The organism is Alteromonas sp. IB21 (genome assembly GCF_016405965.1).
Taxonomy (GTDB): Bacteria; Pseudomonadota; Gammaproteobacteria; order Enterobacterales; family Alteromonadaceae; genus Alteromonas.
Genome location: NZ_JAEFCD010000016.1, coordinates 67,376 through 91,211, shown reverse-complemented (window position 1 = coordinate 91,211; position 23,836 = coordinate 67,376). Strand labels below are relative to the sequence as shown.

The 23,836-nt window shown below is 45.4% G+C and carries 23 protein-coding genes; 18 read left to right on the top strand and 5 right to left on the bottom strand.

All coding sequences use genetic code 11. The annotated features are described in order from the left end of the window. Positions 1–213 precede the first annotated feature (213 nt). The 3 genes from JC525_RS12295 (at position 214) to JC525_RS12285 (ending at position 3,650) form a co-directional block, all read left to right on the top strand. A complete protein-coding gene (locus JC525_RS12295) occupies positions 214–2,661 on the top strand; it encodes a zinc-dependent metalloprotease (protein ID WP_198816098.1) in 2,448 nt (815 codons plus the stop codon). Between the two features lie 444 nt (positions 2,662–3,105). After that, on the top strand, positions 3,106–3,366 hold the full coding sequence (locus tag JC525_RS12290; RefSeq protein ID WP_198816112.1) for a type II toxin-antitoxin system prevent-host-death family antitoxin: 261 nt from the start codon (positions 3,106–3,108) through the stop codon (positions 3,364–3,366). Next, complete coding sequence (locus JC525_RS12285; RefSeq protein ID WP_198816097.1) at positions 3,354–3,650, top strand: type II toxin-antitoxin system RelE/ParE family toxin; 297 nt, start codon at positions 3,354–3,356, stop codon at positions 3,648–3,650. Before JC525_RS12290 ends, JC525_RS12285 begins: the two co-directional genes overlap by 13 nt. A 317-nt stretch (positions 3,651–3,967) precedes the next feature. Here the strand turns inward: JC525_RS12285 and JC525_RS12280 are convergent, their stop codons facing one another. After that, positions 3,968–5,128, bottom strand: coding sequence for a serine hydrolase domain-containing protein (locus JC525_RS12280; protein ID WP_198816096.1), 1,161 nt, complete (start codon positions 5,126–5,128; stop codon positions 3,968–3,970). Positions 5,129–5,860: 732 nt separating this feature from the next. Between JC525_RS12280 and zapE the strand changes: the two genes are divergently transcribed. Next, positions 5,861–7,267 (top strand): cell division protein ZapE, encoded by a 1,407-nt coding sequence (gene zapE / locus JC525_RS12275; RefSeq protein WP_332874106.1) that lies wholly within the window; start codon positions 5,861–5,863, stop codon positions 7,265–7,267. Between the two features lie 97 nt (positions 7,268–7,364). On the opposite strand, the gene JC525_RS12270 is transcribed toward zapE, so the two are convergent. Next, positions 7,365–8,483: a succinylglutamate desuccinylase/aspartoacylase domain-containing protein gene (locus JC525_RS12270; protein WP_198816095.1), complete on the bottom strand. Its 1,119-nt coding sequence runs from the start codon at positions 8,481–8,483 to the stop codon at positions 7,365–7,367. A gap of 109 nt (positions 8,484–8,592) precedes the next feature. Beyond that, on the bottom strand, positions 8,593–9,363 hold the full coding sequence (locus tag JC525_RS12265; RefSeq protein ID WP_198816094.1) for a HesA/MoeB/ThiF family protein: 771 nt from the start codon (positions 9,361–9,363) through the stop codon (positions 8,593–8,595). 124 nt (positions 9,364–9,487) lie between these two features. On the opposite strand from JC525_RS12265, the gene moaB reads away from it, so the two are divergent. The 7 genes from moaB (at position 9,488) to JC525_RS12230 (ending at position 14,405) form a co-directional block, all read left to right on the top strand. Beyond that, positions 9,488–9,994, top strand: a complete 507-nt coding sequence (moaB, locus tag JC525_RS12260; protein WP_198816093.1) for a molybdenum cofactor biosynthesis protein B — start codon at positions 9,488–9,490, stop codon at positions 9,992–9,994. Beyond that, positions 9,991–10,470 carry a cyclic pyranopterin monophosphate synthase MoaC gene (gene moaC / locus JC525_RS12255; RefSeq protein ID WP_198816092.1) on the top strand — a complete coding sequence of 160 codons (480 nt, stop codon included), beginning with the start codon at positions 9,991–9,993 and terminating at the stop codon, positions 10,468–10,470. The genes moaB and moaC overlap by 4 nt, the downstream gene beginning before the upstream one ends. 160 nt (positions 10,471–10,630) lie before the next feature. Then, a complete protein-coding gene (locus JC525_RS12250; RefSeq protein ID WP_198816091.1) occupies positions 10,631–10,879 on the top strand; it encodes a MoaD/ThiS family protein in 249 nt (82 codons plus the stop codon). Positions 10,880–10,881: 2 nt separating this feature from the next. Next, the gene (locus JC525_RS12245; RefSeq protein WP_198816090.1) at positions 10,882–11,355 is read left to right on the top strand and encodes a molybdenum cofactor biosynthesis protein MoaE; all 474 of its coding nucleotides are present in this window, start codon (positions 10,882–10,884) and stop codon (positions 11,353–11,355) included. Then, positions 11,355–12,494: a molybdate ABC transporter substrate-binding protein gene (gene modA, locus JC525_RS12240; RefSeq protein WP_198816089.1), complete on the top strand. Its 1,140-nt coding sequence runs from the start codon at positions 11,355–11,357 to the stop codon at positions 12,492–12,494. The genes JC525_RS12245 and modA overlap by 1 nt, the downstream gene beginning before the upstream one ends. 2 nt (positions 12,495–12,496) lie before the next feature. Continuing rightward, positions 12,497–13,192, top strand: a complete 696-nt coding sequence (gene modB, locus JC525_RS12235) for a molybdate ABC transporter permease subunit (RefSeq protein WP_198816088.1) — start codon at positions 12,497–12,499, stop codon at positions 13,190–13,192. A 1-nt stretch (position 13,193) separates the two neighbouring features. Then, entirely contained in the window at positions 13,194–14,405 is a 1,212-nt protein-coding gene (locus tag JC525_RS12230; protein WP_198816087.1) for an ATP-binding cassette domain-containing protein, read from the top strand. Here JC525_RS12230 and hemN read toward each other — a convergent pair. Continuing rightward, entirely contained in the window at positions 14,392–15,768 is a 1,377-nt protein-coding gene (gene hemN / locus JC525_RS12225; protein ID WP_198816086.1) for an oxygen-independent coproporphyrinogen III oxidase, read from the bottom strand. The two genes, JC525_RS12230 and hemN, sit on opposite strands and share 14 nt — an antisense overlap. Before the next feature lie 79 nt (positions 15,769–15,847). Between hemN and JC525_RS12220 the strand changes: the two genes are divergently transcribed. The 7 genes from JC525_RS12220 to JC525_RS12190 all read left to right on the top strand — a co-directional run bounded on the left by JC525_RS12220 (position 15,848) and on the right by JC525_RS12190 (position 22,778). After that, entirely contained in the window at positions 15,848–16,600 is a 753-nt protein-coding gene (locus JC525_RS12220; RefSeq protein ID WP_198816085.1) for an SGNH/GDSL hydrolase family protein, read from the top strand. A 124-nt stretch (positions 16,601–16,724) separates the two neighbouring features. Beyond that, positions 16,725–17,363, top strand: coding sequence for a DsbA family oxidoreductase (locus tag JC525_RS12215; protein ID WP_198816084.1), 639 nt, complete (start codon positions 16,725–16,727; stop codon positions 17,361–17,363). A 27-nt stretch (positions 17,364–17,390) separates the two neighbouring features. Next, entirely contained in the window at positions 17,391–18,383 is a 993-nt protein-coding gene (locus JC525_RS12210; RefSeq protein WP_198816083.1) for an XdhC family protein, read from the top strand. A 345-nt stretch (positions 18,384–18,728) separates the two neighbouring features. Next, complete coding sequence (locus tag JC525_RS12205; protein WP_198816082.1) at positions 18,729–19,415, top strand: histidine phosphatase family protein; 687 nt, start codon at positions 18,729–18,731, stop codon at positions 19,413–19,415. Positions 19,416–19,426: 11 nt separating this feature from the next. Further along, positions 19,427–20,656, top strand: a complete 1,230-nt coding sequence (locus JC525_RS12200; RefSeq protein ID WP_105930104.1) for an acyl-CoA dehydrogenase family protein — start codon at positions 19,427–19,429, stop codon at positions 20,654–20,656. Positions 20,657–20,676: 20 nt separating this feature from the next. Beyond that, entirely contained in the window at positions 20,677–21,729 is a 1,053-nt protein-coding gene (locus JC525_RS12195; RefSeq protein ID WP_198816081.1) for a phosphotransferase family protein, read from the top strand. Positions 21,730–21,803: 74 nt separating this feature from the next. Beyond that, a complete protein-coding gene (locus tag JC525_RS12190) occupies positions 21,804–22,778 on the top strand; it encodes an NADPH:quinone oxidoreductase family protein (protein WP_159117700.1) in 975 nt (324 codons plus the stop codon). A gap of 302 nt (positions 22,779–23,080) precedes the next feature. On the opposite strand, the gene JC525_RS12185 is transcribed toward JC525_RS12190, so the two are convergent. Further along, positions 23,081–23,698 (bottom strand): YchJ family protein, encoded by a 618-nt coding sequence (locus tag JC525_RS12185; RefSeq protein WP_198816080.1) that lies wholly within the window; start codon positions 23,696–23,698, stop codon positions 23,081–23,083. Between the last annotated feature and the right edge of the window lie 138 nt (positions 23,699–23,836).

Here is a 23,836-nt window from a genome sequence, read left to right as displayed (position 1 = left end):
CCCTCAATCCTAATAAAGCAAGGAATTGATGGAGATCAAACAACTAATGGAAATTCGAATGAGTAGCAAGAAAATCACCCGGAGACCGAATCTACTAAAACCGATAGCAAGATAATGGACCACACAAAGTAAAGCACTAAAACGACGAATTACCATGGGCAAAAGCTACCACATAGGGTAGGCTAGAAATTCACAATAATAAGGACTAACTGCATGCTGCAATTGAACATTTTTCATAGAGCGGCGCGACAAGTAAAAGCTTCGGGCAAATCGGCCATTGCGATTACGGTATTGTTTGTCGTGTCTACGTCTTCAGCTTGGGCAGCGCTGCCAAGCATTGGTGAATTCACCAGCGATATGACCAAAAAAGACGGTCTAATTCCTGTTTACTATGACGATGAAAGTGACAAAGTTTACTTGGCGGTGCCAACAGGTAACGCGGAGTATTTGTTTCAAAGCAGCTTGCCCTATGGTGTAGGCTCGAACGACATTGGCCTCGACCGCGGACAGCTTGGCGATACCCGCTTGGTAAGCTTCGAAAAATTTGGTAACAAGGTTTTGTTAAAGCAGCATAACACCAAATATCGAGCGGCCCACGGCAGCGACGCTGAAAAGCAAAGCATTGATGAAGCCTTTGCTGATTCGATTATTGCAGGTTTTACGCTGGTAGCTAAAAGCGACAACGCCAGCCTTATCGATTACACGCCTTTTTTACTAAGTGATATTCACGGCATTGGTAACCGTATGGCGCGCACCAATCAAGGTAGCTTCAGCGTAGATAAAATGCGAAGTGGCGTGTATTTGCCTAAAACCAAGGGATTTGAAAAGAACACGGAACTAGAGGCTTTAGTCACCTTTGCTGGAAAGAAGCCGGGCGAATACGTGCAGCAAGTTACCCCCGATCCAGAAAGCTTGTCGGTGCACTTGCATCACTCATTTGTAGCACTGCCAGACGACAACTATACGCCTCGGGAGTATCATCCGTACTCAGGTTACTGGAAATTCAGCTACTTTGATTACTCAACACCTATTAGTGAACCTACCGAGCAGCGTTTTATTACCCGCCATCGTTTACACAAAAAAACGCCTCATGCAGTAATGAGCGAAGCGGTAGAGCCTATTGTGTATTACTTAGACCCAGGTATTCCAGAGCCGGTAATGACCGCGCTTAAAGAGGGGGCAAGCTGGTGGAACCAAGCCTATGAAGCTGCAGGATACAAGGACGCGTTTCAGGTAAAAGTACTGCCTGAAGGTGCCGACCCTATGGACGTGCGCTACAACGTAATTAACTGGGTTCATCGCGCAACGCGCGGCTGGTCGTACGGTTCGTCGGTTGTCGACCCGCGTACGGGGGAAATTATCAAAGGTCACGTTACTCTTGGTTCGCTGCGCGTTAGGCAAGACTACCTAATTGCCCTTGGCCTAACTAGCCCGTTTAAAGACGGCAGCACCGATACCACTGTGCAGCAAGAAATGGCGCTAGACCGCATTAGACAGTTGTCGGCGCACGAAGTAGGCCACACGTTAGGAATAGCGCATAACTTTGCGGCAAGTGAAAACGACCGTGCATCGGTGATGGATTATCCTCACCCTAAAATTAGTATTAAAAACGGCAAAGTTGGCCTCGAAGGCGCGTATGATAAAGGCATTGGCGCTTGGGATATTCACGCCGTAGCGTATGGCTATCAAGACTTTGCCAGCAACGTAGAAGAAGCCGAAGCCTTGGCAAAGATTATCGTAAAAGGTCGCAACGAAGGGTTAAGCTTCAAGTCAGACCCAGATACCCGCAGCAGCCGACATGCATCAGCAAATGGTCATATGTGGGAAAACGGTAGTAACCCGCTAGATGCCTTCGATGAAATTTCACAAGTGCGTGAACTGGCGTTAGCCAATTTAGGTTTAGATACGTTAAGCCCAAACAGCAGCTTGTCGTCGCTCGAAAATGCTTTAGTGCCTATTTACTTATTGCATCGCTATCAGCTAGAAGCCGTGGCGAAACAAGTAGGCGGCTTAGTGTATGAATATGAACGCAAAGGTGACTATACCCAAGCGCAGGGCCAGCAATTTGTAGCACCTGCGTTGCAGCAGCGCGCTATGCAGCAGTTAATTACCGCTACCACTGCCAGTTACCTTACTATTCCAGAATCGGTATTAGCGCTTATTCCACCCACTGCCTACGGCGACGACATTACCCGCGAGCACTTTAAGGGAAAAATGGGCTTAATGTTAGACCCAGTTTCAGCCGCTGCTTCAGCATCGAACTTTGCATTTGAGTTGTTATTACACCCAGAGCGCTTGAACCGCTTAGAATGGCAAGTAAAAAGCAGTAAAGATAGACGCAAAAAAGTGGGCGTTTCAATGCTGGTGAAGCAAATACTTAGCGTACACTGGTATAAAAATAAATCGCAAAGTCCGCTAGCAAAGCGCTTACAGTTAGTTGCATTAAATGCCGTGATGAAAGCGGTCACTAACGACAAGCTGGCGCCAGAAGTGAGAATGGAAGCTGAACTTGCTTTATTTGAATTTAGCGAGTGGCTAGATGATGAAGCTGACGACAATCAGTATGAGATACTAAAAGAGCAGTTCGATACCTACTGGTCCAGCAAAACGTGGCCAAGTAGCTTTGAAGTAGAACCATTACCGCCAGGTTCGCCTATTTAAGAGTAAGTAAAGGGGCAGTGTAGTGCAATCTTGATGAGTAGCTAGTGCCGCAGAGTAATACTGCGGCACGGCGCAGTCCTGTTATTATTGAGCTACTTTTTTATTCAGCCTAAGTGATGACTTTTTATTTGTTAGTACCAAAGAGCAGGTAATCTGAACCTACTTCATCATGCACGTAACCTGTATGAGCTTGTAAATAATTAACCACGCCGTAAAAACACTATGAACTAAAATTGATTGAAAAAAATTGGGTATGGGAACTAGAGCTTAAAACTTCTGAGGATGGTTTTGATTTATTCAATCAACATGGTGAGTTTGGGGATTGGGTTAATTTTAGTGGCGTAGGTTGTGGTTATTCTTTTCAAATCTGCATTCAGCAAATGAAATCTTGTGTGGTAATTATTAAGTGAAACTATAGTGATACATTTGAAAGCTGGAACCTGCATCGTCAAAGTAGAACTAGTTACTACATTGAAGAGACAAGCCACAAAAACTTTTCAAGACCTGCACACTTCAAAAGAGCCTGTTTTGATTACTGAACATGGTCAGCAATCGGCTTACTTAGTTGATGTTGATGATTATGAGATGATGCAAAAGCGCATGTCGATATTGGAAGGTATTGCAAAAGGTGAGCAGGCAATAAGAAATGATGACGTTTTAACTAACCTGCAGGCCAAAGAGAAAATGGATAAATGGCTGAAATAATATGGACAGAGCCCGCTCTAAATGACTTAGACAAGATTGCTGAATACATAGCGGTATCTAATTTGGTTGCGGCAAAGAAACTGGTTAAAGAAGCCTTCGCCAAAGTAGATATGCCTGAGGAATATCCTAAATCAGGAAAGTCAGTTTCTGAATTACCATCTCTAAATTACCGCGAGCTTTATGTGAAGCCCTGTCGAATTTTTTGTAAATTCGAGGACAGCAAAGCCTTTATTTTGCATGTGATGCGGCAAGAAGCAGATCTTAGGCGCTTTCTGTTAGATTAACGTCGTTACTATTTAATTACGTTTGAGTGGTTTAGCTATCTTCTTAAACTAAACGGGCTAAAAACCAATGGCAGCTAAGTTTGTTTGACCTATTTTTTCTGAGCCGTCTGCATTCGAGCAGGTTTCTGAAAATTCGCAATCTTTCGCACAGTACATTTTTCGATTTTTAGTTTATATACCAGTATTAAGGTTTTATGAAGTATCTATTGCGACATGTTAATGATCGTTTGCCTATTGACGGTAATGTTGACCTTCTCAGCATATAGAAGAGTTAAATCTCAAAACTTCACGTATAACAAAATAATTTAGGTAGGTCTCTATTTATTGAAATACCACTTATCTATCTCATCAGCAATATTCGTAGCATTAATTGATGTATTACTGCACATTACTAAATTCATAAATTGATTGTCAGGGTAGCGACGATACATGATACTTGCCCCTAACCATCCCCCAGAGTGAGATACCAAAAGACCATTTTCACTCTTAGAAATGCCCTGGCCATTTGCGTAAAATATGTCAGCCCCACTATCTGGATTAACGGGAAGAGAACTATTTGGTAGCATGAACTCTTCCATAAAAGTTTCCGGATTCTTACCTAGTTTAGGTGTATAAAACTGCGCATCCCACTTTTGCATATCATTAATGGTTGTATGTAGCCCCCCATCTCCTACGACGAATAAGTTTGTCATATCGTTTACATAGTTACCGTCCACATCCTTGGAATATCCGTAAGCTCTATTTTTAATCAACTCTACCGCATCGTCTGCAAAAAACGTGTTATCCATACCAAGTGGTTTGAATACATATTTATCGGTATATTCCCGAAGTGTTAATCCGCTTACTTCCTCAACGAGAATGGCTAACATAATGTAACCCATATTGCTGTAACGCCACTCAGTGTCAGGTTCGACTACTAAGGGAAGCTTTTTAACTACTTCATGGAATTCTGATACGCTTAAATAATCTTCATTGCCGATTCGCATTGGATGACCGGAAATTGCTTTCAAATTAAGAGCTCCTTCCTTTGCTTTAAAATCTTCAGGGTAGCCATATGTCGAAATTAAATCATAATCGCCCATCCCTCCCGTATGCCCAATAATACTATTTATTGAAACCTTGATACCGTAATCAGGTAAATTTTCAACGTAGTCAGAGATGCCGTTCTCTAATTTTATTGCGCCTTGATCGGCCAATAAACGAACCGCCATTGCTACGAATTGTTTAGAAACTGATGCCATGCGATGCACATTATCATTAGACATAGCAACATTTAGTTCAACGTTTGCCAAACCGTAACCGTCTTTAATTAATGCATTTCCATTTTCAAAAACACCTATCGAACAGCCCGCCTCATTCGCGGGTATCAGCGATTTAAGTTTTTCGTCTAACGAGCCAATCTGGTGTGACTCCGCATAAGAAGACGCATTCAGAACTAGAAAAGGAAGAACAAAAACTAAGAGAGTAAATTTTTTCATACAAATGCTTTCCCTAGATCTAACTGATGAAAGTGAGTTTAACTTTTGATGTACTTTAGCTTAGTTTATGACTCTAAAAGATCAAACTCCTACTTTTTTACGGCATTATTCAGATTCAAGTACGCTTGAATATATAAAAATATAAAAACTATGCACTACCCGCTGTGTTGGCTGTATTTAATGTTTGTTGTACGAGTGTCTAAATGGATTACACTTTTTAAACTTTGTGCCCATGACACACTTCGCGCCTGATAAGGCATATCTAAATCTTTCAGATGTTCTAACAATCGAGGACTATTCTTGCCCTCTCGTGAGACAGTCAATTCTGCACGTACATGAGCATTTGGGGGGAACACGCAATGGCCGGTCACCTGAACCCTTTAAGGCTCAGCCTGGAAGGGGGCACAATGCAGCGAGGCTGCCGAGGAAATCAAAATATGAGGCGTCATGTACTTTAAGTTAATGAAAAATAACGCATTATTTCACCTCTATCCTAAAGCTTCTGCGTTGCCCCATTGCACTAAACAAATTGCCGACTCGAATATCGACGGGTGAGAGCAAAGCTGTTGTTAAAAATAGAAGTGGGTGTATATCGATATCCATTGATACTCATGCAGAAATCCAGCGTACATACTTTCTAGTTAATAGACGCATGAGGCCATGATGAAGACGGTGATGAAGAATATGGTAGTACAACATCGCGTCGCTCGGCGGTGCCTCCGGACAGGCCCCGTGACAGCGGCGTATGAACGCAAGGTGGATGCGGGAGAGGTGCGACGAGATGACGCTCAAGTCGCTCTGGCGGCAAAACTCGATGCCCTGCACGAGTCTCTTGCTTCGCTCCCACCAGTACCCATGCGCACCGACCATCAGAAAGAGGGCAGCACCACAAGCAGCGGTCCGCTGTTACTGGCGCGATCCCTAGCATCCACCCAGTCCTTTCTTCGAAAGAAGTTTTATTTGTGGTCTTTTGGTCCACCACCGCGAGGTATTTACATTCATGGGCCAGTCGGGGTCGGCAAAAGCTTTCTAATGGATCTCTTTTACGCCTTGGTTAATGTTCCTAATGATGATTCTTGCTGTAATAGTGACAGCCACAGCCACGCAAAAATTTCCAAACGCCGCGTCCACTTTCATGAATTTATGCTAGACGTCCATCATCGAATCTTTGTCTACAAACAGGAGCACCCACGAGGTGATGCGATCCCCATCATTGCGCAACAATTGGCGCAAGAAGCCCAACTCCTTTGCTTCGATGAATTTCAAGTGACAGACGTTGCTGATGCCATGATTTTGAAACGACTTTTTTTATTTTTATCGGATTGGAATGTCGTGGTGGTGGCCACCTCGAATCGCGCCCCCGATGCCTTGTATGAGGGAGGCATTAACCGCTCCCTCTTTTTGCCATTCATAGACATGTTAAAACACACGTTTGACATTTTTTCCATGGAGGATTCCCAGAAGGATTATCGACTCGAGAGTCGGGCGGATGGCCAATCCTATTTTTGGTCAAACAAGGATATTCATGGCGATAATAATATTTACAACAACATACAGGCGCAATTGGAAGAAATATTTGGCGGCACTGCATACACAGCTGAGGCCGAGAGCATTTCCGTCCTCTTTGGTCGCACCGTCCAGGTCGCCCGATTTAATGACCGATGCGCCTGGTTTGACTTTTCCGAGTTGTGCAACCAACCGCTCGGGGCGGCCGATTATATTTCCCTCTGCCGGAGATTTCCGGTCATCATCATGGAACGCGTCCCGCAACTGGACTCCAATCACCTCAACGAAGCACGACGATTTGTGACCCTTATTGACGCGTGTTATGAGTCTCGCACCCGCTTGGTGCTGGCGGCACAAGTCCCGCTCGACGAATTGTTTGTTGATTTTGAAGCGCAAGTCGAAAGCAGTGACGGCGATGGCGAATTGATTGTCAATGACAAGGGAGGAAACTCGAGTTCCTTTGCGACCACCATGATCCGCACCAAAGAGGGGAAATATTATGAGTGGTCGGCGACGGGTCGAATTGGCGTGTCACTGGCACAATTTTCGTCTGCCAATGATCTCGCCTTTTCCTTTCGACGAGCCACGTCTCGGTTGGTAGAAATGGGTGGAAAGGGATGGGGACGGCAATAACGACTTGCGGTATTGAACGGCGGGACGAAGCACAGAGAATAAACCAATAGCGTACTTGAGACTTTTCTACATGCTTTATCTATCTGCACACACAACACTACAACTTCTTATAATTAGTAAATACCTTGTAAAGCTGCGTTCCGCTTAACACTGAAGCGGAAGGGAAGTGCAGAATAGGGATCAAATCGCAAGGGGCTTCTAGCGTCCTGCTGCCGTTGTCGGTATCTAGGTCGTCAATATTTAAAATTTGCGCCAGTGGTTCGCCTTTTTTAACGGTTTGGCCTGGTTTCGCTATGTACTCCACCATGCCGCCCCAGTTAGTGAACAGGGTTTTATAGTCTTTTAAATACACGCCTAAACGCTGCATCTCTTTGGGTTTAATATCACATTCGTGTAATACACCTTTCGCGTTTAGGTAGCTAAGAATACTGGTGGCGTCTATATTACCTTCGTTAAAATCTATCACTTCTTGGCTACCCATTTCCAGGGTAAAGGCTTCAACGTTAAAGCTAATTTCACGCTCTAAATTGTTCTTGATACTTTCCTGCAGTGTCCACCACGGGCAAAAGGTCGCTTCGTCTAGTGCGCCTGCAAATACATTAGGAATAAAAATACAGTGGGGAATATTAAACAACTTGGCGCTATCTTTGGCATATTCTGGAATGTAAACGTGGCGGGTAGATACCGGGCCGTTATGAAGATCTAATACAAAATCGGCGTTTACGGCCATTTGCTGAAGCTTTAAGTTTAACTGCTGCGCTAGGCCCAGCCCCCAAGGTTCAGCCAGTTTGTTGTCGATAGCGTTAGACAAGTGCGCGCGAAAACGTTGTTTTATGCCTTCAATTGACTCTTCGCGAGTGACGGTTTTGGCAAAATGTTCTACTGCACCTTTGTCGAAGAAGTAACCCCGGTTCCAGTTTGTGCCGTTTACAGGGTCGAAACGGCCTAACGTGTATTCACCAGCTTTAATGTTGGTACCAATGGGATTACAGTTGGGCACTAAGATAATTTCGCCGCATATATCCATGTCTTTAAGGCGCTGAATGAGGTGGTAAATAACCACATTACCTTGCACTTCAGCACCGTGAATAGAGCTTTGAATGTACACGGTAGGGCCAGGGCGCGCGCCCTTCATGCGATAAATTGGAACGTTCATGTTACGGCCCGACGCGTTTTGCGCCACTACCATGTGTTTTTTTACTACTTGGGTTGTCATGTAAATCAACCTATTTTCTGTCTGTTTTGTTTGACGTTTGTCATTTTGTTTTTAGTACGCTGTTTTATAAGTGCAGTTTTTAGCGTTCATGCTACGAAAGTGCATAATCTTAGCAAGCGCATAGCTCACAACCCATGCTTGTAGGTAGCTTCCAGCTTCGCCACTCGTGCGACAGAGCATCAAACGTCATTAACGTGTTTTTAGGAATGTTATCGAAATCCATCAATACTTGCATAGCTAGCATTGCTTGGTAAGTACCAACAATATTTACCACAGGCGAAAATATACCTGCCTCAACGCAGCTTAAGTCAGGAGATTCGAACAGCTTGCGTAAGCATGCATAGCAACGGCTTTCACCGGGTATTGCCACAAACAGTTGACCTTCAAAGCGAATAGCAGCGCCCGATACCAGCGGAGTATTTAATTTAAAACACAATACGTTGATTAAATCTCGCGAGTCCGTATTGTCGGTGCAATCTAACACCACGTCGGCACCTTCTAGAGCCTGTTTTAACGTTGGGGATAGCTTAGCTGCGTTAGGCGCTGAAAACGGTTCTGCTATTGCGGTAATGTCACAGTCGCTATTTATTGCGTGAAGTCGTGCTTTTGCAGCTTCTACTTTATTTACGCCGACATCTTGCTCGCTAAACAAGGTTTGCCTTGGAAGGTTGGTGGCTTCAACCGTGTCGTGGTCGATAAGCGTAAGCGAGCCCACGCCGCTTGCGCAAAGGCTAGTCGCAGCGGCTGTGCCCAGCCCGCCAACGCCAATAACACAAATATGAGCGTTTAACAGCGCTTCTTGGCCGTTCAGGTCTACTTTAGGAAGCACTATTTGGCGGTTATAGCGCATAGCCTGCTGATTAGTTAGGCTTTTAAACATAGTTTATGCCAACTTAGTTGTTGAATTCATGGCATGCACCCTTATAAAGTGATTACCAAATAGTATTTTGGCTGGTACTTTATCAAAAACCGCCAAAATGTCGCATATCAAATTAGGATTTTATATGTCAGCTGTCAGCCAACCCCTTAATATTGCCGTACTCACTATTTCCGATACGCGCACCCTCGAAAACGACAAGTCGGGAGACTACTTGAAAGAGGCACTGAACTCGGTTGGCCATAACCTTTACGACCGCGATTTGGTGAAAGACGATATTTATCAGCAGCGCGCTGTCGTGTCGAAGTGGATTGCTGATAAAAACATTCACGCGGTATTGATTACCGGCGGTACAGGCTTTACCCACCGCGACTCAACGCCAGAAGCCATCAGCGTGTTGTTCGACAAAGAAGTCGACGGTTTTGGTGAGCTATTCCGCCAAATTAGCTATGAAGAAATTGGTACCTCCACTATTCAGTCTCGTGCTGTAGCCGGCTTTGCAAACAATACTGTCATTTTCTGCTTGCCAGGCTCAACCGGCGCGTGTCGTACGGCGTGGGAAAAAATCATTTCTAGCCAGCTTGATGCTGACTTTAGACCGTGTAATTTCGTGAAGCACCTGGTAGAAGCATGAGTACGTTTAGTCATTTAAACGCTGGCGGTGAAGCCAACATGGTAGACGTTAGCGACAAGGACGTTACTAAACGCGAAGCCACCGCGGAGGGTTTTTTGTATGTAAGCGAAGAGGTAATTCGCCAAATCTCTGAAGCGAAAATTGCCAAAGGGGATGTTTTTGCGGTTGCCCGAGTGGCGGGTATTCAAGGGGCAAAACGCTGCGCCGATCTTATTCCTCTTTGTCACCCATTGGCACTGTCTAAGGTGGATATCGATTTTGATATTCAAGCCGATCAAAACCGTATTAAAGCCACCTGCTTTTGCAAGCTAAGCGGTAAAACCGGCGTTGAAATGGAAGCACTCACGGGGGTAAATGTAGCGTTGTTAACCTTGTTTGATATGTGCAAAGCCATCGACCCTGGCATGCATATGGAAGGGGTGAGGGTACTGGAGAAAAAGGGCGGGAAAACTGGCCATTGGCAGTCTGCTAACTAGTGGGCAAGAAGAAAGGCGCACTTTAAAAGTAACTTGCATAACGTGTTCGCGCGCTCAATAGAAAAGGTGTTTTAGAATTAACGTCTTTCAGAAAATTAAGACAAACCAGTCAGCATACGCGAACAATGCGTCGTTAAGAATTTATAAAAAAAGGCAGAACATGCAGATAACGCTTAAAACATTTGCGCAAACCCGAGAGATTACGGGCGAAGACAATATCACGCTTAATCTAAGCGACAACAGCACCATTGAAACCGTGTTATCGCGGCTTAAAACTCGTAGCGACAAATGGGCGTTAGCATTAGAGGGCAGTGTGCTGACTGCCCGTAACCAAGAACTTTGTGATACTGAAACTGTACTTAGCGATGGTGACGAACTTGCGCTCTTTCCTCCTGTGACTGGGGGATAGCTATGTTCGCGCTAGTTCAAGTTGAAGATTTTGACCAAGGCGAGTTGTACGCTAGGCTAAAACAGTCGGCAGACGAGAAGGCCTGCGGCAACACCGGCGCTATTGTTACTTTTACTGGACTGGTGCGAGATTTTAATAGCGCTGGTGATATAGACGGTATTGAGCTAGAGCACTACCCGGGCATGACTGAAAAAGCGTTAATGCTGCTGGTTGAACAAGCTATTGATCGTTTTTCACTTAACGGTGCTGGCGCGCTGCACAGGGTAGGGCGTATATATAATAATGAGCAAATTGTATGGGTAGGTGCTGCGGCCCCCCATCGCCAAGCGGCGTTTGATGCTGCGAGCTATTTAATGGATATGCTTAAACAGTCTGTTCCTCTATGGAAGAAAGAGTTCAAGGGCGATATATCTGAATGGGTTGCGGCAAAAGCGTCTGACGATAAAGCTGCACTCAAGTGGATGCATAAAAAGTAATGGCTTTTTCTTTAGCAACGGGACATGCAAGCTTTTTCAAGTCTGTTATGTTCCTTTTGACGAGCCTTAGTTTGCTTACAGGAGCCATGGTTTTTACGAGCTGTGCAGCGCAGGCGAGTGGTTTTGGGGCAGCGGATGCGCCTGTAAGTGAAAGCAGCGGTAGTAATGCCAATGAGCAGAGCCATCCTCACGCGTTTAAGCGGGACGAAAAAATCAACGTGGCTGTTGCAGCAAACTTTGCAAAACCGCTTAGAAACATAGCCGAGCAGTTTACCCTGCTCACAGGCATAGATGTAGCGGTAACCGTGTCTTCTAGCGGTACCTTGTATGCGCAAATTCAACATGGTGCGACGTTCGATGTGTTTTTATCGGCAGATCGCGCTAGGCCACAAGCGTTGGCGGAGAATAACCTAGTACACAAAAACAATGTGGTGGATTACGCGAAAGGCAAGCTCGCGTTTGTTTATTCTGGCGACTTGTCTGATGCACAAAGCTGTGAGCATGCTGCTGGAGAGACAAAAGAACAACGAAATGTACAGCGTACTGACTGCTTGTCTAAGCAGCTTATTCAGTTGATCGAAAATCCACAAAACAAGTTGGCTATTGCTAATCCAAAACTTGCGCCCTATGGCATTGCTGCACAGCAAACATTGCAGAATTTGTCCCTTTGGCAACCGTTTTTACCGCACAGAGTAATGGGCAAGAACGTCCTACAAACCCTTCAGTTTTATACCACGGGTAGTGTTAAAGGAGCCTTTGTCGCGTATTCGCTCGCCCTCGACTTACCTTCTAATTTTGCGAGTACCGTTGATGTAAATAATGTCGCCTCCACGACGGTTATTAGTCCCGTACCAGAAATCTTGTACCAACCCATCATTCAGTCGTTAGTGGTTAACAGTAAAACAGCAGCAGCGCTCACGCCGAATCTGTTCGATGTGCTGGCGACTAGTGAACCACAGGCTTTAGAAGAGCTTGGTAACAAACACAAACAAGAAGCTACTAAGCAGTTCAATTTAAGTGACGCTAATGGCGTGTCATCTGCTAGCCTTTTTGTGCAATATTTGATGTCGCAAGGGGTTCAGCACAGCTTTATTGAATGGGGTTATGAGCCAGTGAATACAATTGGTGTTGGTCAATAGATATGCTAAATGAATTCTTTGGAGAGTCGACCCTTGAAGCCATATTACTTACTTTAAAACTGGCGTTTATCACCAGCGGTGTGCTGTTGTTCATTGCATTGCCGCTAGCGTGGTTTTTAGCGAATTGGCAGAGCAAAGCCAAGCCTTTTATTATGTCGGTACTCGCGTTGCCGTTGGTACTACCACCTACGGTACTTGGGTTTTATCTGCTTGTTGCGTTTTCGCCGCAAAGTGCGCTAGGGCAGGGATGGCAAAGCCTAACGGGCAGCAATTTAGCATTTAGCTTTGAAGGTTTGGTATTGGGCTCAGTAATCTACTCACTTCCATTTGCTTTACAGCCTTTGTACAGCGGCTTTTCACAATTAGACAATCGTTATTTAGATGTGGCAAAAACGCTGGGGTTTTCGGCTACCGAGGCTTTCATGAAAATAGTGCTGCCTTTAAGCAAAGCGCCCATTGTCGTGGCGTTAGGCTTAAGCTTTGCCCATACCATTGGTGAGTTTGGCGTGGTGCTAATGATAGGCGGTAACATTCCTGGGGAAACCCAAGTACTATCTATAGCGCTCTATGAACAGGTAGAGGCGTTGGAATACGACAGCGCTCATAACCTCTCTATTGCCCTTTTGGTATTTTCATTCCTAATGCTCGCTGCACTGTATCGCTTTAATGGCACGACTCGTAGTGGAGAAGGGCGTTAACATGAGAATATCAGCGCATTTACCAAATCGCATTGATGCACAAATCACACTGCAACCGGAAAGCCATTTTACCGGCGTTACCGGTCCATCAGGTGCGGGCAAAAGCAGTTTGTTTCGGGCACTGGCTGGCGTGGAAAAAAGCGCAAAGGTCGGGACACCATGGGCGTCTCAAAAAGTCGGCATCGTGTTTCAGCAGCCTATGTTGTTTCCTCATACCGATGTTCGGGGTAATTTAGCCTTAGCGCAGCGTCACGCAAGCCCCAATGCAATGCCTATCGATGTGTGTTTGCGCGCTTGCTATTGCGAACATTTAATCGATAAGCCGATTCATGCACTATCTGGTGGTGAAGCGCAGAGAGTCGCGATTGCGCGGGCGCTGGTCAATGGGCCAGATGTGCTGTTACTCGATGAATCGTTAAGCGCCATCGATGTCTTTACCCGTCGTAAGATTTATCAGTTTTTGAAACGTTTATGTGGGTCGGGCCAGCTTATCTGCTTTGTAATTTCTCACGACTTAGACGATCTTGCCCTGTTCAGCGATGAGTTGATTTATATTGATCGCGGCCGTGCGGAACTCTGTGGCCAAACGCGGGATGTGCTGGCTCGAATGTTCGAACGAGAAAGTTTTACAACACCGTCTAGCGTGCTTGAAGGAGAGTCGGTAGTCACGCAACGCAAAGTCGACGGTAATAACCAGAATCAAAACGCCGATAGCAATCACAATAGCAGCAGCGTCAGCCAAGAAGGTCAATACGGCACTGCAATTTTGCGCCATGACAATAGTCAAGCTGACAACGGAATCGTGCGAGTATTAGTAGCGGGGCACGAGATTTATGTTAGTGAGGAATCTGTATCGTATTTACCCCAACATGGCAGTGAACAGCTATCTGTCCGATTCGCGGTTAAGGCCTGTGATGTCAGTATCGATACCAACATTACTGATTTTGGTAATGCCAGCACAATTAGCATTTTAAATGCGCTGCCCTGCGTTATATCCAGCGTTGAACCCATGCCAACGCCGCAAAGCCCTGCAGGGGAGGGGCCTGAAACGGTTCAACGCCGCCAAAGCAAGGCTCATAGTGCAAAGGTACTGCTAACGCTCACTGTTATAGACAGCAACCAAACCCTATATGCCAGTATTAGCCATATTTCTCTAACGCGCCTTAACCTTAAAACGGGTATGCAGGTGATAGCTCGATTTAAATTGCTTTAGAGTAGCTGGCTAATGTTTCACTTACATTGAAGTACGCATCGAAGCGAGCACAAATAGCACGTATATAAATGCGGGCTGATTCTGGAACGCGAATGTATTCAGGTGTAATTTCAACAAGGCCATCTTCACGTAGCCCCGCTAAGTTTTCCAACGATTGTGAAAAATACTCATCAAAGATGATGTGATGCTCATTTGAAATCTGCTGTTTGTCTACGAACAAGTTGCACATCAAACTTGATATTACGTCTCGGCGAATAAGGTCGTCTTGTGTTAGTGAAAGCCCAACTTTGGCTGAAGGCAAATGGTTGTCTAATCGTTGATAGTACTCTTTTAGATCTTTCGCATTTTGTGCGAAGGCATTACCAATTGTACTGATTGCCGATACGCCGACCCCAATTAAGTCAGTATCCCCCCGCAGCGTATAGCCTTGAAAATTTCGGTGAAGCTCACCTTTGTTTTTGGCAATGGCTAACGCGTCATTGCTTAATGCAAAATGATCAAGGCCAATCATCTCATATCCCACGCCAGTAAAGCTATTTACCGCAAGGGTATAAAGCGCCGCTTTTTCTTCGCTGGTAGGCAGTGTTTCTTCTGCAAACTTTCGCTGCGCCGCGAATCGTTCAGGTAAATGAGCGTAACTAAAAAGTGAGATACGATCGGGCATCATGGCTTTCGTTGCAGCTATAGTCGATTTAAACGTTTCTAGGGTTTGGTTCGGCAGACCGTAAATGAGATCTAAGTTTACTGAATCGAAGCCTAGCGTGCGGGCTTCAAACACCAAATCAGCGATGTGTGACGTGCTCTGTACTCTGTTAATGATTTTCTGCACATTGTAGTCGGTGTCTTGAAGGCCAAAGCTTATGCGAGTGTAGCCTAAGCGTTTAAGACATTTCAAATAGGCTTTATTCACGTTCCTAGGGTCTAATTCAATAGACAATTCTGCTCCCAGTTCAAACGTAAAATGTTTCTTCAAAAGATACATCAAAAATGTGTGCTGTACTTCGCTCAGAAAACTGGGCGAACCACCCCCTAAGTGCAGCGAAACCACGCGCTTGCCCTTTGCCAAATAACGCTTAGACAACATTTCTTTCTCTATGTAATCTAAATAGTCGTCGGCTTTTTCATTATGGCGAGTTACCAATTTGTTGCACCCGCAGTAATAACAAAGCGTTTTACAAAAAGGGATATGCACGTACAAACTCACGGCTGGTGCTTTGGATACAGCCAGTGCTTGTGGGTATATATCTTCTTCTAGCGGTTCGAATTTAAGTGCAGTAGGGTAAGATGTGTAGCGCGGGGCGTGTTGGGCATATTTTTTTACGGTAGATGCATCGTGGCTTTGCTTTACAGCATTGGTGTTCATTTTTTTATACCCTAATGAGGTGGCTTAGCGCTTATTAAGTGAAACACGTTGAGTATATCGTATTGGGTGAAGGACGAATTTGATCTATTTCAAAGTTTTATGGTTAAACGCGGCAATTATTCTTTTGCTTCCAATCGTTTTCTTACAAGCGTTATGGGTAAGAAGGATAACCGCGGTGTTGCCTGAGCCTAGCGGAGACAGGGTGCTTTCCTCAACAGGTGGCAAAACAGTGCCGAAAATTAACATATTAGTCATTGGGGATTCGGCCGCAGCAGGTGTAGGGGCGGCAACGCAAGAAGGAGCGTTAGCTGGGCTGATTTACTCAAGCCTTTCACAACGCGGTCCAACCCGTGTTTTGTTACACGCTAAAACAGGCTATAAGAGCGAAGACGTGCTTAACCTTTTACAACAATTGCCAAAGCAACACTTTTCGACAACGCTCATTTCCATTGGCGTTAATGATGTCACGAAATTTGTCTCGCTAAGACGCTGGCAACGTAATATCTCAGCAATTGAGTCTCTTTTAAGCCAAAAGTTTGGCTGCCAAAATATTTTGTTTACCGCATTGCCACCAATACACGCATTTCCTGCTTTACCTCAACCCTTAAGAGGCTTACTCGGCTTTAGAGCGTTTTTGCTAAATAAAGCGATGGCAGCGCGTATTGCCAGCAGCCCGAGTTCTGAAATGCTTTACGTTCGTGCATTAAAGCTAGGAGGAACTGCAAAGGACGTAAAACAAAGCGGCTTGATGGCAGAGGATGGCTTTCATCCATCTTCCAAAGGCTATGATATTTGGGCGCGATCAGCGCTAACGCGATTTCGATCATCTTAGCTTTCCTATACGTATATTTATTGAATATAGGGTTGAAGTTTCTTTTTGTAACCTCATCTACAGTGGCTTTAGTCAGTGAACACAAAGAGAACACGGATAAGCGGGTTCTAAAAGGGGAGTTGTTATGCAAAAAGTAACGGTAAACATGGTATCTGACGTTGTGTGTCCATGGTGCATTGTTGGGTATCAGCGATTACAAGAAGCAATAAAAACTCTCGATAACATTGAGGTGGATATCAAGTTTCACCCGTTCGAGCTGAACCCCAATATGCCAGAACAAGGGCAAAATCTTCGCGAACATATAATGGAAAAGTATGGCATTAGCGAACAGCAAAGCGCTGAGAACCGAGCTCGTCTTGTTGAAGCGGGTGAGGCGTTGGGGTTTGTGTTCAACTTTACTGACGATTCGCGTATGCAAAACACGTTTAAAGCTCATCAGCTTATTCATGTGGCGGCAAAAAAGGGCCTTGAAGAAGAGGTGAAACTGAGCTTGTTTAAAGCGTATTTCACTGATGGTAAAGATGTGAATGATCAAAATGTGTTGGTCGATATTGCTAACGCTGTAGGTCTTGATGCATCAGAAGTTGAAGAGGTACTTCAAAACGGTAAATACGCACAAGCAGTGCGCGAAGAAGAAGCCATTTGGATGCAACGAGGTATTCAGAGTGTACCCACGTTCGTTATAGGCAACCAAGGGATAGCCGGTGCGCAAGAACCAGCAACCCTCGCGGCATTTATCACCCAAGCGGTAACGCAGCAGTGAGCAGGTCACACGGGGTTTGAGGTAGTTATGAGTAATCACGTTAACCACTTGCTGGCGCAATGGCTGCCGCTAAAAGACAAGCATAAGTGGGTGCTGGGGTGTATTTTTAAAACCGAGGGCTCATGTTATCGCAAAGCGGGCGCCATGATGCTATTTAGTGATGCCGGGCACCAACTGGGTATTCTAAGCGGTGGTTGCTTGGAAAGCGATATCGTTAAAAAAGCCCAGCGCGTAATGGCAGACGGCGTTAGTCGCACTGCGGTTTACGATGATGAGGATGAGGAAGACATCGCTTTCAAGCTAGGTGTAGGCTGTGGTGGCGTGGTGCACTTAGCGCTTGTACCAGTCAACAACGACAATAACTACTTGTCTCTGGATGAAGTAAGCCAGATACTTTCGAAGGGCCATGCATGTGAGTGGAATGTTGCGGTAGATGGTTCAGAGGGCGCTTGTACGGTATTGGAAAAAGATACGGGTACTCCCAGAAAAGCCGTGTTGGACACCATCGGCGGTAAGCGCAGGTTATCTGTTCTAATGTTGCCGCCCATTCATTTACTTGTTGTTGGTGGTGGTTACGATGCAACTTTCATGACGAAACTGGCTAGTTTGCAAGGCTACTTGGTCAGTGTTTGGGATCCTCGGCCTGCGCAAGCAAGAGTTGAACACTTCCCCGAGGTTAATTATTTAATTGACGACCCAACTACTGAGGGGGTGCGTGTACACCTTGACGAACATAACATTCAAGCGGCGGTACTTATGTCTCATCACCGCGAGATTGACGCCAAGGCGCTTCAGTTACTCAGTATGCAGTCGCTAACTTATACAGCAATGCTTGGGCCGCTTCATCGGAAGCAAGAAATTATGGATTTAGCTGGGCTTAGCGATACTAACTTTACGCAATATTTTGCCAGCCCCGCAGGCTTTGATATTGGTGGAGAACTTCCTGAGCATATCGCGCTGTCTGTGATAGCGCAATGTCACGCAGTATTCCATACGAAGCCTACGCATCTGAAGCGTTAAACACACGCTCGCACTGTTGCATCAATGTTCTTGGTGCAACGGTTCCTGTGACAACGAGTGTCAAGCGATGCAGCAAAGTCTTGCTTAAACGTTCCTCTAAAACTCAGTCTTGTTTCTTTTCGATAAAGTTTAACGCAATCTGATCTTCTCGTTATAGGCGCAACAAAACAACCTTCGTCTCAATTTTTAACAAGGGATGCATTGTATCGAGTCGGCTTGATATGACATCAAGCTACATAGTTTCACATGATGCATACTCATTCAAAATATCAATTAAACTTATAACGTTGTTTTCCTTAGTATGTGATTTGACAAGTTAACATATTAATAACATCAGGCAGCGGTATGACAGACATCTATCTAGTACGCCATGGCCAAGCGTCTTTTGGTAAAGCGAACTACGACAAACTGAGCGAATTGGGTGGGCAGCAAGCCATCTGGCTTGGTGATTATTTTAAGCATCGAAATATTCAGTTCGATGCGGTTTTCTCTGGTGATATGGTGCGGCATCATGAAACCAAAGATGGCATTGCCGAAGGTATTGCAACAAACACCTATTCTCTTCCAGAAGTCACAGTCAATAGCGCGTTGAATGAATTTAATTTTCAAGCCGTAGCCAAAGCATATTTAACACGTCACCCAGACGCCAAGGTGCCAGAAGGCGCATCACCTGCCGAGTATTATCGACTGCTTAAAAAAGCCATGCTGGCGTGGTCGCAAGACGAACTAGCGCATGATCTTCTCGATGAAACATGGCGCGAGTTTGAAGGGCGCGTTTATTCAATGCTTACTCATCTTCAAAGTACCGATGCGAAGCGCGTGCTGGTCGTCAGCTCCGGTGGTGCTATTGCCATGATGCTCAAACACATTCTTGGCTATGACGCCGCCACGGTTATTAATATGAATTTGCAAATACGCAACGCCAGTTTTTCACAATGCTTCGCTAACCCGCGGGGCGTTCACCTAAATAACTTCAACAGCGTACCTCACCTGGATGTGATTGACAGGTTGCACGCCATTACCTACAGCTAAATGGGGCAATTATGAACTTTGAATATAATGAAAAGACCCAAGCACTTTTAGAAAAGCTAAAAGCGTTTATGAAAGAAGAAGTGTATCCAATTGAAAAGGAATATATTCACGCCGTAGAAGGTGGTTCTGCGAACAACGGTGAAGGTCGTTGGAAAACGCCTGAAATGATGCAAACGCTTAAGCAACGAGCCAAAGATGCGGGCCTTTGGAACCTGTTTTTGCCAGAAGAGTATAAGCCTTATGGTGCAGGCCTGACAAATGCCGAGTATGCGCCGCTGTGCGAAGAAATGGGCCGTGTGTTGTTTAGTGCTGAGATTTTTAACTGTAGTGCGCCTGATACCGGCAATATGGAAGTACTTGCTAAGTATGGCAATGAAGCGCATAAAAAGCAGTGGCTAGAGCCGTTACTTAACGGTGAAATTCGCTCCGCGTTCGCAATGACTGAGCCTGCGGTAGCTTCGAGTGATGCGACTAACATTGAAACCTCAATTAAGCGCGATGGTGACGAGTACGTTATTAATGGTCGTAAGTGGTATACCAGCGGTGCCATGAACGAAAACTGCAAAATTATGGTGGTGATGGGTAAAACGGATTTCGATGCACCTCGTCACCAGCAGCAGTCGCAAATCTTGGTCCCAATGGATACAAAAGGCGTAACTATTGTTCGCCCCATGGCGGCGATGGGTTATTACGATGAGCCGGTGGGTCATGCGGAGGTCTTGTTTGAAGATGTACGTGTTCCAGCTGAGAACTTATTGCTAGGTGAAGGTCGTGGTTTCGAAATTGCGCAAGGGCGTTTAGGACCGGGTCGAATTCACCACTGCATGCGCCTTATTGGGTGTGCACAGCGCGCGCTTGATATGGCATGCGAGCGAGTTGAACAGCGCGTAGCATTCGGAAAGCCTTTGTCAAAGCAGCAGTCAATTAGGGAAAATATTGCCCAGATGCACTGTGATATTGAGCAGGCTCGTCTACTTACGCTGAAAGCCGCTGACAAGATGGATCGCTATGGCAATAAGATATCTCGCGATCTTATTGCTGCTATCAAAATTGTAGCGCCAAGTATGGCATGCAAAGTCATTGACCAAGCCATTCAGATGCATGGCGCAGCTGGCACCAGTCAAGACTTCGTGTTATCTGCTATGTACGCCTATGCACGCACAATTAAGTTAGCTGATGGTCCTGACGAAGTTCACATGATGCAGTTAGGCCGTAATTTGATTGCCGAAAAAAACGCATAGAAAGTGCATAAGGAGTGAGTGTGTCAAAAGATAATGCCCCACATGCAATTGATTTAGTGGCGCTAAACAACTATCTATCTACAGCGTGCCCCAGCATTGGGCACGTTGAAAGCGCAGAAAAGTTCGCGGGTGGACAGTCGAACCCTACGTTTAAGCTCACCACAGATAACGGCGTATACGTCTTGCGCCGCCAACCCCCTGGTAAATTACTAAAGTCTGCTCATGCGGTAGACAGAGAGTTTCGCGTTATCAACGCGCTACACGACTCTGAGGTGCCAGTGCCTAAAGCTCATCATTTGTGTGAAGATACAAGTGTTATCGGCAGCATGTTTTACATCATGGCGTTTGTTGAGGGCGAAATATATTGGAATAGCGCATTACCTGAAATAGCGTCTTCTGATACCCGCGGTGCCATGTATGACGAGATGAATCGCGTGTTGGCTGCACTTCACAGTGTTGATATTGAAAGCGCCGGGTTGAGTGATTATGGCAAGCCTGGTAGTTACTTTGAACGTCAACTAAGCCGTTGGACAAAGCAGTATCGGGCATCTGAACTTGAGCATATTGAAGAAATTGAAAGCCTTATCCAGTACCTCGAAGCAAACCTGCCAGAGGATGACGGACAAGTGTCATTGGTTCATGGTGATTTTCGATTAGATAACATGATGTTTGATATGTCTGATACCGACAAACCGCAAGTGGTTGCTGTATTAGACTGGGAGCTCTCAACCCTGGGTCATCCGTATGCCGACTTGGCCTATCAGTGCATGCAGCTGCGCCTTCCTTCTGATATTGCACATGCAGCGGGATTAGGCGGGCTTGATAGAAAGCAGTTGGGTATTCCGAGCGAACAAGAATACATCAAGGCTTATTGCGAGCGAAGAGGCATTGATGCCATAAGCAACTGGACGTTCTACCTCGCATTTAGTTTTTTCCGCTTAGCCGCTATTTTACAAGGTGTTGTAAAGCGCGCCCACGATGGCAACGCGTCAAGCGAGAAGGCCATGCAATTAGGCGCGATGGTGCGTCCTTTGGCGCAAATTGCGAACCAAACTATACACCAAAGCGAATAAACGCCATATAACGTATTTAATGACCTGCCATGCTGTATGAAGCGTGCAGGTCGAACAAATTAACTGGAGACAGTATGAAAGCAATTGTATGCGAATCTTTTGGGCCGCTTGACGATCTTCAATTTAAAGATGTGGCAGATCCAGAAGTAAAAAAAGGCCATGTTGTAGTAAACGTTGAAGCTGCAGGGGTCAACTTTCCAGATGGGCTGTTGGTGCAAGGACTGTATCAAATGCAGCCAGACTTTCCGTTTATTCCTGGTAACGAAGTCGCTGGTACCATTGCTCAGGTGGGTGAAGGCGTGAGTCACTTAAAAGAAGGCCAACGTGTTATCGCGTTGTCGAATTTAGGTGGTTATGCAGAAAAAGCATTAATCCCAGCCACTCATGTAATGCCGCTGCCCGATCCCATTCATGTTAACGAAGGCGCAGCCCTTGTAACTGCGCATGCGACTGCTCATCACGCATTAAAACAACGGGCGAAGCTGCAAGCAGGTGAAACGCTGGTTGTTACTGGTGCGGCTGGCGGTACAGGCCTGGCTGCAGTGCAAATAGGCAAGATCATGGGCGCCAAAGTTATTGCGGTATGCTCAACAGAAGAAAAGTTAGCGCTCGCTAAAGAGTATGGTGCTGATGTTCTAATTAATTATAAAGAGAAAGATTTAAAGGAAACACTTAAAGAAGTGACGGGTGGCAAAGGCGTAGACGTTGTCTACGAATGTGTTGGCGGCGATACCTTCCACGCATGCAGTCGAAGTATGGCTTGGGAAGGGCGTTTGCTTGTTGTTGGCTTTGCAGGCGGTGAGATCCCGAAATTCCCAGTTAATCTAGCGCTGGTAAAAGGCTACTCGGTTATGGGCGTATTTTGGGGCTCATTTACTCAGCACGATCCGAAAGGCTTTGCTGAAAACATGCAAGAGCTTTTAACGTGGTACGTGCAAGGCAAAGTTAAAGTTGTGGTAGATGAAGCACTGCCACTCGAACAAGCAACGAAGGCCATGGCTAAAGTCATGAACCGCGAGGTTAAAGGCAAGATGGTGCTTGTTCCATAACGTAGCTCGCTAGCTAAGTCTCTACGTTAAATTGCATAATTCGCTGCGTAAAAGAGCCTGAACACAATAATATTCAGGCTTCTTTTGTGTGCATTAAACTGCCAAAGCTATTCAGGTATTAACTCTAGATTAAGCTCTCTGGTTAATACATGGCATAGGTCTAATACCAATGCCTAAGTTTTCCATTTGAAAGTCTTTATAGCCTTGCTTTTGAACTGATAGCGTATAAAAGCCAGCGCGCTCGTCTAGCATGGCTGTTGAGCAATGGCTTGTCAGTAATAAATTTTTGAGATGTCGAGTTATCAGCGGTTTTTTAGAGCACAGCACTGTTTAAATTTCTTATTGCTACCGCAAACACAAGGAAGGTTTCTTCCATACTTAATTTTGCCGCAGTCTTCGTGAAGCTCACCATCGTGATAACGCCATTTACCATCTTCGACAATAAAGTTTGATGTTTCGTGAAGCTGATACATGCTTTTATTTTCAAAATAGAACGCAGTGAATTCGACAACCGCATTGTTGGCATTGACATTAGGCTTGGTGCTTTGCTCAGTGTCAGTCGCCACCTCAACATTCGTATTAGCGTACACCGAGCTATTTATCGAACTATCTACAGGTTTATTTACCGAGTCATCTACCAAGCATTTTACGGTGCTATCTACGGAGCTAGCCGCAAGAGTGGGGTGAACTTTCAGCGCGAACCACTTAGCTCCTTGTGCGCTTCTGGCCAAGTCCTCTACACAGAGAGCCTGCTTCTTTTCTTTGGTGTAGGTGTCTAAAATATAGTGATAATGTGCTGTAGCGTAGGCCGAAAAGCGTGAACGCATAAGTTGCTCTGCAGAATGAGGTAATGCCTCACCTTTAATGAAAGGCTCGCAGCATTCTTCGAAGGGTTTTGATGAGCAGCAGTAACAGCGCATAGGAAGACTCACAGCTTAAGAGAATAACAAAGCGCCACAGTATAAGTATAAGTTACGTAAGCCCCAACTTTTTTGAATGTAAAAAGTTGAGCTATTCATTACGTTCGGGCGATCCGTGCCCAAGTAGTAAGTATTAAT

Bases quoted from the DNA above. Each gene is read 5' to 3' on its own strand.
- JC525_RS12295 (WP_198816098.1), top strand. From the start codon at position 214: ATGCTGCAATTGAACATTTTTCATAGAGCGGCGCGACAAGTAAAAGCT.
- JC525_RS12285 (WP_198816097.1), top strand. From the start codon at position 3,354: ATGGCTGAAATAATATGGACAGAGCCCGCTCTAAATGACTTAGACAAG.
- JC525_RS12280 (WP_198816096.1), bottom strand. From the start codon at position 5,128: ATGAAAAAATTTACTCTCTTAGTTTTTGTTCTTCCTTTTCTAGTTCTG.
- JC525_RS12270 (WP_198816095.1), bottom strand. From the start codon at position 8,483: ATGACAACCCAAGTAGTAAAAAAACACATGGTAGTGGCGCAAAACGCG.
- JC525_RS12265 (WP_198816094.1), bottom strand. From the start codon at position 9,363: ATGTTTAAAAGCCTAACTAATCAGCAGGCTATGCGCTATAACCGCCAA.
- moaB (WP_198816093.1), top strand. From the start codon at position 9,488: ATGTCAGCTGTCAGCCAACCCCTTAATATTGCCGTACTCACTATTTCC.
- moaC (WP_198816092.1), top strand. From the start codon at position 9,991: ATGAGTACGTTTAGTCATTTAAACGCTGGCGGTGAAGCCAACATGGTA.
- JC525_RS12250 (WP_198816091.1), top strand. From the start codon at position 10,631: ATGCAGATAACGCTTAAAACATTTGCGCAAACCCGAGAGATTACGGGC.
- JC525_RS12245 (WP_198816090.1), top strand. From the start codon at position 10,882: ATGTTCGCGCTAGTTCAAGTTGAAGATTTTGACCAAGGCGAGTTGTAC.
- modA (WP_198816089.1), top strand. From the start codon at position 11,355: ATGGCTTTTTCTTTAGCAACGGGACATGCAAGCTTTTTCAAGTCTGTT.
- modB (WP_198816088.1), top strand. From the start codon at position 12,497: ATGCTAAATGAATTCTTTGGAGAGTCGACCCTTGAAGCCATATTACTT.
- JC525_RS12230 (WP_198816087.1), top strand. From the start codon at position 13,194: ATGAGAATATCAGCGCATTTACCAAATCGCATTGATGCACAAATCACA.
- hemN (WP_198816086.1), bottom strand. From the start codon at position 15,768: ATGAACACCAATGCTGTAAAGCAAAGCCACGATGCATCTACCGTAAAA.
- JC525_RS12215 (WP_198816084.1), top strand. From the start codon at position 16,725: ATGCAAAAAGTAACGGTAAACATGGTATCTGACGTTGTGTGTCCATGG.
- JC525_RS12210 (WP_198816083.1), top strand. From the start codon at position 17,391: ATGAGTAATCACGTTAACCACTTGCTGGCGCAATGGCTGCCGCTAAAA.
- JC525_RS12205 (WP_198816082.1), top strand. From the start codon at position 18,729: ATGACAGACATCTATCTAGTACGCCATGGCCAAGCGTCTTTTGGTAAA.
- JC525_RS12200 (WP_105930104.1), top strand. From the start codon at position 19,427: ATGAACTTTGAATATAATGAAAAGACCCAAGCACTTTTAGAAAAGCTA.
- JC525_RS12190 (WP_159117700.1), top strand. From the start codon at position 21,804: ATGAAAGCAATTGTATGCGAATCTTTTGGGCCGCTTGACGATCTTCAA.
- JC525_RS12185 (WP_198816080.1), bottom strand. From the start codon at position 23,698: ATGCGCTGTTACTGCTGCTCATCAAAACCCTTCGAAGAATGCTGCGAG.